Source organism: Ochrobactrum quorumnocens, assembly GCF_002278035.1.
Lineage (GTDB): Bacteria > Pseudomonadota > Alphaproteobacteria > Rhizobiales > Rhizobiaceae > Brucella > Brucella quorumnocens.
Map to the genome: position 1 here is coordinate 204,257 of NZ_CP022603.1, position 12,133 is coordinate 216,389.

A 12,133-nucleotide genomic window follows, 5' to 3' on the forward strand; every position below is an offset into this window, starting at 1 on the left:
TCTGCCCGGGCTATTTTTGCGGTGCGTAGGCGATGGCTTCGATCTCGATCTTGATGTCAATCATCAGACGGGATTCGACCGTTGTGCGTGCTGGAGGATCTTTCGGGAAATAGGTCGCGTAAACCGCATTCATACGCCCAAAATCACGCGCATCTTCGATCCAGATGGTCGTTTTGACGACGTCTTCCATGCTGGCCCCTGCAAGGGCCAGCGCCGCTTTGATATTTTCTAGCACTTGCGCGGTTTGCGCTTCGATCCCACCCTCGACAATTCTACCATCTGCGCCCATTGGTACCTGACCGGAAATATAGACGGTGTCGCCAGCGCGCACGGCGGGGGAAAGCGGCACATGTGATGCGCCGAATGCCTGTTTCTTGGACATGTTGAACTCCGCTTATTTTACAGCGCCGAGCGAAAGACCTTTGATGAGGTAACGCTGCAGCCATATGAATAGGATCGCGACGGGTAGAGTGGCGACAAGCGTTGCGGCCATGACATAGTGCCATTCAACGGTATATCGGCCCGCCACCAGCGAGAAAACCTGGATTGGAAGCGTGTAACTGTCCTGACTGCGCAACATGGTCAGAGCCACCACGAATTCGTTCCATGCATTGATGAAAGTGAAGATAGCGGTTACGGCGATGGCAGGTATGCAGAGCGGCAGGAACACTTTGACAAGCGTTTTGAAGCGGCCAGCACCTTCCATCCAGGAGGCTTCTTCAAGGTCTTTGGGAATGGTGTCGAAATAGCTTTGCAACATCCAAACGGTGAAGGCGATGTTGAAGGCCATGTAAATCGCGCCAACCGCCGTGACACTCTCGATCAATCCGTAAGCTGCAAGCAGGCGGAATAGGCCAAGCACCAGAACGATCGGCGAGATCATCTGTGAGACCAGCAAGAACTGACGAAAAGCACCGTGACCGGCAAAGTGAAAACGCGACATGGCGTAGGCTGCCGGAATAGATACGATGATCGCACCAACTGATGCGATGATCGAGACATAGAATGAGTTTAGCAAGGCATTGCCAAAGCCGGTGCGCACCCACATTTCAGAAAAATTCTGCCAGCGGAATTCACTCGGCCACCAGGTCGGTGACAGCACTTCCTGTGGTGGTTTGACGGCAGTCAAAAACATGACCGCAAAAGGAAACAGCGTCAGCACGATCAGCGGAGCGAGGATGATCCAGGCAAGGATGGTGCGTTTGATTTTGGATGCGATCATGTGCGTTCGCTCCGCATGGATAGCCGGATATAGATAGCTGTGAAAACGAGAAGGATGGCCAGCATGATCAGCGAGACAGCCGAAGCTTCACCGAGTTTTCCGAGCCTGAAAGCCAGTTTGTAAAGATGGGTTACAAGAATATCGGTCGTGTTTGCCGGTCCACCTTGCGTCATTACCCAGATGATCGGGAATGAATTGAACACATAGATCGTGTTGAGAACAATTGCGATGTTCACAAATGGCTTAAGCAGCGGCAAGGTGATTTCACGAAACTGTTGCCAGAGGCTGGCACCTTCCAATGACGATGCTTCATAAAGGTCGTCAGGAATGGAAGAGAGACCGCCAAGAAAGATCGTGGTTGTAAACGGCACAGTGACCAGAATGCCAACGAGAATCTGCATTGGAAATGCGGTCGTGGCACTGGCCAGCCATTGAATATTGCTGTCGATAATACCAAGATTACGCAATGCGGAATTAAGCATTCCGCTTTCGCCGTTCAGCGCCCAGCGCCATACGATGGCCGTCATAGTCAAAGAGACGGCCCACGGCAGCATAACAATGACGCGCGCGATGGACCGACCGTAAAAATCCATATTTAGGATGACCGCAACCGGTATGGAAACGACAAGCGCACCACCGACAACGGCTACGGTCCAGCCGGCTGTTCGCCACAATGCGTTCAGAAAATCCGGTGACGCGAAAAGGGCAGAGAAGTTTGCACCATTGTTGAAATCGCGCAATTGCCCGAAACGGTTCACATCATGCGTGGCGATCTCAAAGAGATGCACGACCGGCCAGAAGATCACTACCGCAGCCAGCAGCAGGCTTGGCAGGATCAGAAAATAGGGCAGGGTGCGATTTTGCATCGGCCAAAAATTCCAAGGAAGAAAAGGGACCCGGCAGCAGAACAGATTATAGCATTTTCAGCAAAAGTGCGAAGCAGTTTTGCGTAGAATAATGCTTAAAAACAAATATTTAGAGCGGTTATAACGATTCTGTCTTAACTCGAACCGCTCTAAATTATCTGCAGTTGCGTTTGCTGCCGGGGTGGTGAGATTACTTCTTCAGGATTGCATCTGCCTTCGCGGCGGCATCCTTGAGAACGGCTTCCGGTTCGCCCTGACCAAGATAAATGCTCTGCATCGCATTGGACGTGATATCGGCGATTTCTTCCCAGCCCGGAATGATTGGCGCAAAGCGCGCATCAGGGAGCAAGGCAGTGAAAGCAGCGAGATCGGCATTATTAACGTAATAATCCATCTTCGCTTCTTCCTTGTTCACAGGAAGGAAGCCTTCACCCTGTGTGAACTTGGCGCGCCATTCTGTCTGGAACAGGAAGTCGAGAACCTTCCAGGCCTCTTCCTTGTTCTTCGAGTTCTGGAACATGATAACGGAGTCCGTTACGCCATAAGTGCCGCGAGCACCCGTTGGACCAGCAGGAATTGCAGTCACACCATATTTGAGATTTGGTGCTTCTTCTTTGATCTGGTTCGACAGAAACGGGGCAGTGATCATCATGCCGACCTTGCCCTGCTTGAAGAGATTCTGAACATCTTCACGCGCATAGGATGTGACGCCTGGCTGGGTCAGACCACCGTCGATCATCGACTTGTAGAGCTTGGCAGCTTCAAGCGCACCCGGTGTACTCAGGCCAGAAGTGCCATCCTTGTTGAGGATTTCTGCACCCTGCGACCACATCGCATAATAGTAATAAACGTCAGTTTCGATTTCTTTGCCCTGCAGACCGAAACCGTAATTCTCACCGCCAAGCGCCTTGATCTTCTCTGCTGCGGCCTTCACCTCATCCCAGTTTGCTGGTGGATTGGCGACGCCAGCCTTTTCGAGCAGGTCTTTGTTGTAGTACATGGCGCGAGCGGATGCAGCGATCGGCAGGCCGTATGTCTTGTCTTCTAGCACCGAAGGCGACAGGAATGTTTCGATGAAACGTCCCTTGAATGCATCGTCCATATAGCCATCAAGTGGCTCGGCGATGCCCTGCTGCACGAAGTCGATCAGCCAGCGCGTGCCGATGATCGAAAGATCGGCATTGGTGCCAGCTGAAATGTCGGTGGTCAGTTTCTGAAGAAGCACATCCCATGGCACGATCTCGAACTTGAGCGTGATGCCTGGGTTCTCGGCTTCGAAAGCCTTCTTTACTTCTTCAAAGTATGGGCCGGTCTTCGAGCTATATTCAGCGACCGTCATACGCACTTCGCCAGCCTGTGCGGCTGAGCCAATTGCCAGAATGCTCAATCCAGCCAAAAGGCCGGCCTTCCATTTATTGATAGACATTTTCCCGTTCCCTTGTTTGCCCATGCTTCATGTGAAGACGTCTTGATTTTTGTTATTTTCTTACATTATCGGCAAATTTTGCGCTTTCAAGTAAAAAGTTTTGTTGCAAACTTACATTTTCACTTTTAGGCTGGCCTGAATAAGTATGCGCGAAAAGTGCTTTTAAAGGGGAAGAGAGTGGAGCATTCAGGCGAATTTGCCGGAAAATCCGTATTGATTACCGGTGCCGGGGGCGGTGTCGGCACAGCGCTTGTGAAAATGTTTTCATCGCGCGGAGCGAAAATTATCGGCTGTGATTCCAGTCTGGAAGTCATGCAGGCTGATAATTTTTACAGTCGTCATGCATTTGATCTGCTTGACCGCCACTCGCTGCAGTCTGCCGTAAACACCATTACACATGCCGACGGCGTGCCTGATATCGTTATCAATAATGCCGGATGGACCCGGACGGAATCATTTGAAAAGCTTGATCAGGCGCGAATCAACCAGGAAATTGATCTCAATCTGACCGGCGTCTGTTCACTTTCGACGGCATTTGCACAGAAAATGGCGGCCAACGGCCGTGGGGCTTTTGTCTTTATATCCTCGGTTAACGCACTTTCGCATTTCGGCAATCCAGCCTATGCAGCAGCCAAGGCCGGCATCAATGCTTTTGCACGCGCTATCGCGGTTGAATATGGGCAACAGGGATTGCGTGCCAATGTTGTATGCCCCGGCTCTATTCATACGCCTGCATGGGATCATCGCATCGCGAAAGACCCCGCTGTTCTCGACAAGCTCAAGCGCCTTTATCCGCTGGGCCGTATTGTCAACGTTAATGAGGTGGCCGAAGCGGTTGCCTTTCTCGCGTCTGACCGGGCGTCCGGCATAACCGGCACAATTCTGCCGGTCGATGCCGGACTCATGGCCGGTTGCAGACCTTTTATTGAAGATATCCTAGGTGGGAACTGAGTGATGAAAAATGTTTCCCTGCGTGGAATTACCAAATCTTTCGGACAGATGAATGTTCTGGATCGCGTTGATCTGGAGATTGAGGATGGCGAGTTTCTCGTCCTCGTTGGTCCGTCTGGCTGTGGTAAGTCCACACTTTTACGTATGGTCGCGGGACTGGAGCCAATTTCCGGTGGCGATCTGATCATTGGTGGCGAACGCGCCAATGAATTGCCACCGCAAAAACGCAATATCGCGATGGTGTTTCAGTCTTATGCGCTGTTTCCGCATATGACTGCGCGCGAGAATATCGGTTTTGGTCCACGCATTCGCGGCGAGGATAGCTCGACCACAGCGACAAAGGTGGACAAAGCCGCATCGATTCTCAATCTGCATTCTTATCTCGACCGCTATCCGCGTCAGCTTTCAGGCGGCCAGCGTCAGCGTGTTGCGATGGGCCGGGCAATTGTACGCGAACCGTCGGTGTTCCTGTTCGACGAACCCTTGTCCAATCTGGATGCACAGCTTCGTGTGCAGATGCGCACCGAAATCAAGGCACTGCATCATCGGCTGAAATCAACCGTAATCTATGTGACGCATGATCAGATCGAAGCCATGACCATGGCTGACCGCATCGTGGTTATGAATCAGGGAAAAATTCAGCAGATCGGTGCACCGCTCGAACTGTATGATCATCCTGCCAATAAGTTTGTAGCCGGATTCATCGGCTCACCGTCGATGAGCTTCATTCCGGGTGCTGTGATTGAGGGTGGTAGATTCCGCACCACTGACGGCGAAGAGATTGCAACTCCGGGGCGCACGACATCGGAACGGGGCGCGGAACTGGGTATCAGGCCGGAAAATTTCATCGTCGCGAAAGACGGCGAGGGGCTTACGCTTGCTATTGAGGTCGTCGAACCCACGGGGCCGGAAACCCATGTTTATGGGAAAATTGCCGGTGAAGCTGTGAGAGCAGTATTCCGTGAGCGTATTCACCTTGCACCGGGAGAGCGAGTCCCTGTAACGGCAAAGCCCGAACACATCCATCTATTTGATAAGGAAAGCGGTTTACCGCTGTAGAACTCGCATGAGCAAGGTTGCGGATATTATCACAAGGCTTCATGCCGCAGCACAGGAGGGGTCAAAATCTGACCGCCGACTGGCTGCATTGGTTTTGTCTGATCCTGATTACGCATCCAAAGCTGCTATATCTGAAATAGCGGCGCGTGCGGAAGTAAGTGAGCCCACAGTCACGCGGTTTTGTCGCGGGTTGGGCTGCGATGGCGTGCGAGATTTCAAGTTTTTCCTGGCGCAGGCTCTGGCAATTGGTGGTCAGTACCTGACGGCGGAAGCGCCCGCTCGCGATATTCGCGAGGCGCGTATTGCCTCTGCTGTTACAGATGCCGCAGTTGCAGCTATTCATCGTGCCAGCGATAATCTCGACATGTCTGTCGTCATGAAAATTGCCGAACGGATTGCCTTTTCGGGCTCGGTCCTTTGCGTGGGCTCGGGTGGCATTTCTTCCATGATGGCGACAGAGTTGCAAAATCGGCTGTTCAGACTAGGTATTCCGGTTCTGGCGCAGGTGGATGGCCAGTTGCAGCGCATGTATGCGGCGGTGGCAACGCGTGAGACTACGGTGATTGCATTTTCGGTTTCTGGTTATGCTCGCTCTGTGGTCGAGGCGATTTTGGTTGCCCGGCAATATGGTGCGGAAACGGTTGCTATCACTGCACAAGGATCTGATCTCGCAAAAGCTGCCAATACCGTCATTCCGTTTCAAGCCGATGAAGACGGTAATTTGTATAAGCCAACATCGTCGCGGTTTGCCTTGATGGCAATACTGGACATGATTGCAACCGCAACGGCTGAAGTTCATGGGCCGAAGGTGCTTGAGAGCCTGCGTCGTATCAAGCACAGTTTAAACACACTCAAGATTGATGATCCGCGCTTGCCCCTGGGTGACTGATGGGAGACTGACCAATGACACGGCCTAAAACTGTCCATGAAATCGATACGCCGGCGATTCTGATTGATGTTAATCGTGTCCAGGCCAACATCAAGAAGGCGCAAGCTCACGCCGACGCTATTGGTGTAAAACTTCGTCCACACATCAAGACCCACAAACTGCCGTTCTTTGCGCGCCGCCAGCTTGAAGCAGGCGCAGTGGGGATTACTTGCCAGAAGCTTGGCGAGGCTGAGGTTATGGCAGATGCGGGAATTGTCGATATTTTCCTTCCATATAATATTCTAGGCAAGGAAAAACTCGACAGGCTCCATTCGCTTCATCAGCGCATAACGATCTCGGTGACCGTCGATAATTTCACGAGCCTCGAAGGATTGGAAAAGCGTTTCACCAACGATGGGCGCCCGCTTACGGTGCTGATCGAATGCGACACCGGCATGGGACGTTGCGGCGTCCAGATGCCGGAAGAGGCGCTGGAACTCGCGCGCCATATTGATCAGAGCAAGGGGCTCAAGTTTGGTGGGTTGATGACGTATCCGGCGACGGGCAAAGCCGAACAAGCTGAACAATGGCTTGTGGAGGCACGTAACCTGCTCGTTACGAACGGCCTCCAATGTGAAACCATTTCAAGTGGCGGCACACCGGATATGTGGCGTTCTCCCAATGAGAGCGTGATCACGGAATATCGGCCCGGCACCTATATCTATTTCGATCGTTATCAAGTCGGGCAGGGGGCAGCAGTGCTCGATGACTGTGCATTGACTGTGCTTTCGACGATCGTCAGCCATCCAACCCCCGACCGTGCAATAATTGATGCTGGTTCCAAGTCGCTTTCGAGTGACACGTTGGGACTTGTCGATTTCGGAGAACTGGCCGAGAGGCCAGATGCGCGTGTCACAGGCTTGAGTGAAGAACACGGCACGCTCAAGGGTGATATTGCCGGGCTGAAAGTGGGTGACAAGGTGCGGGTCATTCCCGACCATGTGTGCGTTGTGTCCAATCTCTTTGATGAAGTGCATCTCATATCAGGCGACGATGTTATCGACATCTTGCCGGTGGCTGCGCGTGGAAAGCTGAATTAATAAAGGGGCCAGTATGAAAGAAGCCATCAATCCATTTGCCGGCGACAGGGATCGTGAGCAGATTTGGGAAATGCTCGTGCGCCGCGATATCGAGGCGTTTGTCGGCCAAAACTGGGCGCTTGTTGCCGATGATTTTGATGAGTCACGGTTTGTGGGGATTCATGCCCATGGAGAAGCTAATCCTGACAAATGGGATGCTGCGTTTCCAACTTTGACCGCCTATCGCGATGAATGGTTACGTCAGGCTGCCGATAGTGCAGCTACCGAATATGCCGAATCTCTGGCTGATGGCGTGTTTCGTGCAACTCGACTTAGCGTCATTGAGATCAATGGCGACATTGCTGTCGCGCGCAAAAAGTTCGATGGAACGATCGCAAAGATCGATGGAACACATGATCGGCTGGATTGGCAGACACTTTATTTTTGCCGTCGGCACGAAGAACGTTGGCGTATTACGGGCTTCATTGGATATATGGTTAATAGCTAATTTAGGCCGAGTTTAATTTGAGAATTCTATGGGCGCGGATCGCTTGATCTACGCCCATTTTTCTGGCAAATGGCACCAGATAGGGCAAAAGTATAATCACACAAATTTACTGCAATTAAGCGAAATTATATTCTACGAATACTAAATTGCCTCATGTCGCAGCTAATTGCATATTTGTCGCAGCTCGCTCGTGTGTGGCGCTTTCACAGGATTACTATTGTTGGTAGGCTGGCCGATTATTTCTGATAATCGGATGCGTCGGTTAGTCCGCATATTTCGTCGCGCAACCCATCAAAAACAAACAAGGGGACGGGTCGCGCAGAGATGAATCCATGACTGTGGGTGGACATGTCGGGAAATGGTCTATATAAATACGTCACACCAATCGCTAATCATTCTCTGTGGGCCGTTCGCTGCCTGCAAGTTGCGCATGTCCAATTCGCGCAAGAATGAAGAAATAATGATGTTAAAAAGGAGATTAAACCCGCCAGCACTGCGGGGTTAAGCATTATGCATGGTATTTTATACAAGGAAGATAGTATGAAGTCGCCTGCTAAGACAAAGATAAGCTTAAGTGGCGTGTTTAAAGTCTTCGGCGACGATCCGGAGCGCGCAATGCAGGAATTGCGTGCAGGCAAATCAAAGGCTCAGATTCACAGTGATCATGGTGCCACAATCGGCGTAGATGACGCGACCTTCGATATTAAAGAAGGCGAAGTATTCGTCATCATGGGCCTCTCAGGCTCAGGTAAATCTACACTTCTGCGCCTGCTCAATCGTCTTATTGAACCGACAGCCGGTTCCATCGAAGTGGATGGCCGTGACATTGTCAAAATGTCGAAGCGCGAGCTGATTGATCTTCGCCGCCGTGACATGAGCATGGTGTTTCAGTCTTTTGCGCTGCTTCCCAATCGCACGGTGTTGAACAACGCATCTTTCGGTCTTGAAGTGGCTGGAATGGGTGAAGCCGAGCGCCACGAAAAAGCATTGAAAGCGCTGGCCGCTGTGGGGCTCGAACCCTATGCCAATAGTATGCCAGATCAGCTTTCGGGCGGTATGAAGCAACGTGTCGGTCTTGCGAGAGCGTTGGCGAGTGAGCCAACAATCCTGCTTATGGACGAAGCTTTCTCCGCGCTCGATCCTTTGATCCGCACGGAGATGCAGGATGAGTTGAAACGCCTTCAGGCCGAAAACAGCCGTACAATCATTTTTGTGAGCCACGATCTCGACGAGGCAATGCGAATAGGCGACCGTATCTGCATCATGCAGCACGGCAAGGTTGTTCAGGTTGGAACGCCGAACGAGATCGTTTCTTCACCTGCCAATGATTACGTCCGCTCATTCTTCCGCAATGTTGATGTTTCGCGCGTTTTCAAGGCGTCCGATGTCGCTCGCGATGACGAGCTGATCATGTTCAATCCAGCACAGTTGACTTCGGCACTAGAGCGCCTTGATGCGAGCGGGCAGACATATGGTGTCCTGCTTGACGCTGACAGGATTTATCGCGGCGTCGTTACCCGTGATGCTCTTGCCAGCGGAAGTTTCAAGCCGGGCGATGATCAACTCGACAGTGCTGCTGCCATTCAGGCCGATGCGCCACTCTCCGGACTGTTGATGCGTGTTGCTGAGAGCCCATGGCCGGTACCGGTGACAGACCGGAACAACCGCTATCTTGGGGCGATCAGTAAATCGGCACTGCTTGAAACGCTCGGCCGCGCTGGCTGAATTCCATCGCGCATATGCCTGCCGGGCAAGAGACCGGCAATTAATAGGCCAGCAATTAATAGGATTGGTCCAATCCAGAGGCAACAAAATCTGAAATGGACGGTAAAATATGGAATTGAATTTTAGTATTGGCGGATGGGCAGACGTGGTGGTCAACTACATTCTTGACCACTTTACGCCAGCGCTCGATATGATCGCCGCTACAATTGGTTTCGTCACTGACGGAATTCAGAATGCACTTCTTTCCATTCCACCTGTGGCGGGTATCGGAATTCTCACATTGCTCGCGCTTTGGCGTGTAGGCTGGAAGTTTGCGATTTTCACTGCGCTCGCGCTGGCACTCATCATCCATATGGGGCTGTGGAATGGCACTATGGAAAGCTTGTCGCTGGTACTGGCGTCCACAATCATCGCGGTGGTGATTGGTATTCCGCTTGGTATCGCCATGGCCCGCAGCGATGCGGTGGCTTCCATTGTTCGCCCTGTGCTTGATCTCATGCAGACGATGCCCGCATTCGTGTATCTCATTCCGGCTGCGATGTTTTTTGGTCTTGGTGCCGTACCGGGCACGATTGCAACAGTCATCTTTGCGATGCCGCCGGTTGTGCGTCTAACCAATCTTGGTATCCGTCAGGTCCATGCCGAGTTCGTCGAAGCAGGATTGGCATTTGGCTGCACCTCACGGCAGTTGCTGTTCAAGGTTCAGCTTCCAAATGCCATGCCATCAATCATGGCGGGTATGAACCAGACAATCATGCTGTCGCTTTCGATGGTGGTCATCGCATCGATGATTGGTGCTGGTGGTCTCGGGAACACGGTACTTACGGGCATTCAGCGTCTCGATGTGGGCAAGGGTTTTGAGGGCGGTCTCGCCGTGGTCATTCTGGCCGTTATTCTCGACCGCATTACACAAAGCTTTGGCAAAGGAAATTCGGGGGGCGTGTTGGGCTTCTTCAAAAGGCTGTCCTTTATGAAAAAGACGGCGGGTGAGCAGTCCTCATCTGCGCTCCGTAAGCAGGAAGTATGAATACAAAGCATTTCCAGCAAAAGTGCGTGAGCCTTTCGCATTGGATAATGCGTGAAAACAAAAAGATTGAGCGGTTACCGTGCATTCGTCTTTGCTGTAACCGCGCAAATAAACGGGAACGACAGTTAATCGGAAAAGGAGAAGCCATGTTAGGCAAGCTAACAAAAATCGGTCTCGCAGCAGTAGTTGCAGGCAGCATGACTGCCGGAGCGGCTTTCGCGCAAGACAGCAAAACAGTCAAAATTGGCTGGGCTCCATGGTCTGACGCAGAATTTGTGACCAAACTTGCTGCGAAGCTTATCGAGGACAATCTCGGTCAGAAAGTGGAGCTGGTGCAGACTGACGTAGCGCCGCTTTATCAGGGTGTTAGCCGTGGCGACATCGATGCGATGATGATGGCCTGGCTGCCTGAAACTCATGCGGATTATTACAAGCGCGTCGAAGACAAGGTCGAAAACCTTGGCCCGCTATATGAAGGCGCAAAGCTTGGCTGGATCGTTCCGGACTATATTCCTGAAAGCGAAATCAGCTCGATTGAAGATCTGAAAAAGCCGGAAGTTCGTGAGAAGCTTAAGGGCGAAATTCAAGGCATCGATCCGGGCGCAGGTTTGACCCGTCTGTCGGACGAAGCAATCAAGAAATATGGGCTGGACTATAAGCTCAATATTTCCAGTGAAGCCGCGATGCTGACGACTGTTGACCGCGCGACCCGTTCTGATGGCTGGTTTGTTGCCACGTCGTGGAGCCCACACTGGATGTTCGGCAAATATAAGCTGCGTTATATCGCTGATCCGGAAGGCGCATTGGGCGGCGCAGAACATGTTGACGCGATTGCACGTAAGGGCTTCAAGGAAGATAACCCTAAGGCCGCCGCTTTCCTCACCAAGATGAGCATTCCGATCAATGAGCTTGAAACCGCAATGTTTGAAGCGCAGGAAACATCTTACGAGAAGGCTGTCGACAAGTATATTGCCGAGCATCCTGATCGGATCAAGGAATGGCTGGCTGAATAAACATTCCGTCAGATCATTGAATACAACAAAGCCCTGGTATTTGCCGGGGCTTTTTGCATGTGTGAAGTCCTGAGACATCCCCAAAAGTGGGAACCGGTTTTCGGAACAAGATGTGCGTAAAGCACAAAGACAGAGCATTCTCCAGGATTCAACTTAAACCAGAAATGCTCTGGTAAAATGAAAAGGAGCAGGTTCCTCCCCAAGAACCTGCTCCTTAATGCATCGCCCCCCGCCAAGGGTTGGTCGATGCTTGACCTGATACCGTCAAGATTAGGACTAACTCATTGAGGTCACTAAACCTTGTTTGGGCAACTTTAACGCACGTTTTATTATGGATGCAACCAGATTCTTGCTCGCCTTATGCCAAATTTGACATTTTTAGGCTTTAA

General features: G+C 51.7%; 12 protein-coding genes. 8 read left to right on the top strand and 4 right to left on the bottom strand.

Going from position 1 to position 12,133, the window contains the following annotated elements; genetic code table 11:
* Positions 1–10: 10 nt before the first annotated feature.
* From CES85_RS01140 to CES85_RS01155, 4 genes are all read right to left on the bottom strand, one after another.
* The gene (locus tag CES85_RS01140; RefSeq protein WP_095444249.1) at positions 11–382 is read right to left on the bottom strand and encodes a RidA family protein; all 372 of its coding nucleotides are present in this window, start codon (positions 380–382) and stop codon (positions 11–13) included.
* Between the two features lie 12 nt (positions 383–394).
* A complete protein-coding gene (locus tag CES85_RS01145; protein WP_167388237.1) occupies positions 395–1,222 on the bottom strand; it encodes a carbohydrate ABC transporter permease in 828 nt (275 codons plus the stop codon).
* Positions 1,219–2,088, bottom strand: a complete 870-nt coding sequence (locus CES85_RS01150; protein WP_095444250.1) for a carbohydrate ABC transporter permease — start codon at positions 2,086–2,088, stop codon at positions 1,219–1,221. The genes CES85_RS01145 and CES85_RS01150 overlap by 4 nt, the downstream gene beginning before the upstream one ends.
* Before the next feature lie 190 nt (positions 2,089–2,278).
* Positions 2,279–3,514, bottom strand: coding sequence for an ABC transporter substrate-binding protein (locus CES85_RS01155; protein WP_095444251.1), 1,236 nt, complete (start codon positions 3,512–3,514; stop codon positions 2,279–2,281).
* A 177-nt stretch (positions 3,515–3,691) separates the two neighbouring features.
* On the opposite strand from CES85_RS01155, the gene CES85_RS01160 reads away from it, so the two are divergent.
* The 8 genes from CES85_RS01160 to CES85_RS01195 all read left to right on the top strand — a co-directional run bounded on the left by CES85_RS01160 (position 3,692) and on the right by CES85_RS01195 (position 11,744).
* Positions 3,692–4,465, top strand: coding sequence for an SDR family oxidoreductase (locus CES85_RS01160; protein WP_095444252.1), 774 nt, complete (start codon positions 3,692–3,694; stop codon positions 4,463–4,465).
* A 3-nt stretch (positions 4,466–4,468) separates the two neighbouring features.
* Positions 4,469–5,524, top strand: coding sequence for an ABC transporter ATP-binding protein (locus CES85_RS01165; RefSeq protein WP_095444253.1), 1,056 nt, complete (start codon positions 4,469–4,471; stop codon positions 5,522–5,524).
* 7 nt (positions 5,525–5,531) lie between these two features.
* A complete protein-coding gene (locus CES85_RS01170; RefSeq protein WP_095444254.1) occupies positions 5,532–6,413 on the top strand; it encodes a MurR/RpiR family transcriptional regulator in 882 nt (293 codons plus the stop codon).
* A gap of 14 nt (positions 6,414–6,427) precedes the next feature.
* Positions 6,428–7,492, top strand: a complete 1,065-nt coding sequence (locus CES85_RS01175; RefSeq protein WP_095444255.1) for a D-TA family PLP-dependent enzyme — start codon at positions 6,428–6,430, stop codon at positions 7,490–7,492.
* Positions 7,493–7,505: 13 nt separating this feature from the next.
* Positions 7,506–7,979 (top strand): hypothetical protein, encoded by a 474-nt coding sequence (locus CES85_RS01180; RefSeq protein WP_095444256.1) that lies wholly within the window; start codon positions 7,506–7,508, stop codon positions 7,977–7,979.
* Between the two features lie 540 nt (positions 7,980–8,519).
* The gene (gene proV, locus CES85_RS01185; RefSeq protein WP_095444257.1) at positions 8,520–9,704 is read left to right on the top strand and encodes a glycine betaine/L-proline ABC transporter ATP-binding protein ProV; all 1,185 of its coding nucleotides are present in this window, start codon (positions 8,520–8,522) and stop codon (positions 9,702–9,704) included.
* A gap of 109 nt (positions 9,705–9,813) precedes the next feature.
* Positions 9,814–10,731, top strand: coding sequence for an ABC transporter permease (locus CES85_RS01190; protein WP_095444258.1), 918 nt, complete (start codon positions 9,814–9,816; stop codon positions 10,729–10,731).
* Between the two features lie 146 nt (positions 10,732–10,877).
* A complete protein-coding gene (locus CES85_RS01195; protein ID WP_095444259.1) occupies positions 10,878–11,744 on the top strand; it encodes a glycine betaine ABC transporter substrate-binding protein in 867 nt (288 codons plus the stop codon).
* The last annotated feature ends 389 nt before the right edge of the window (positions 11,745–12,133 follow it).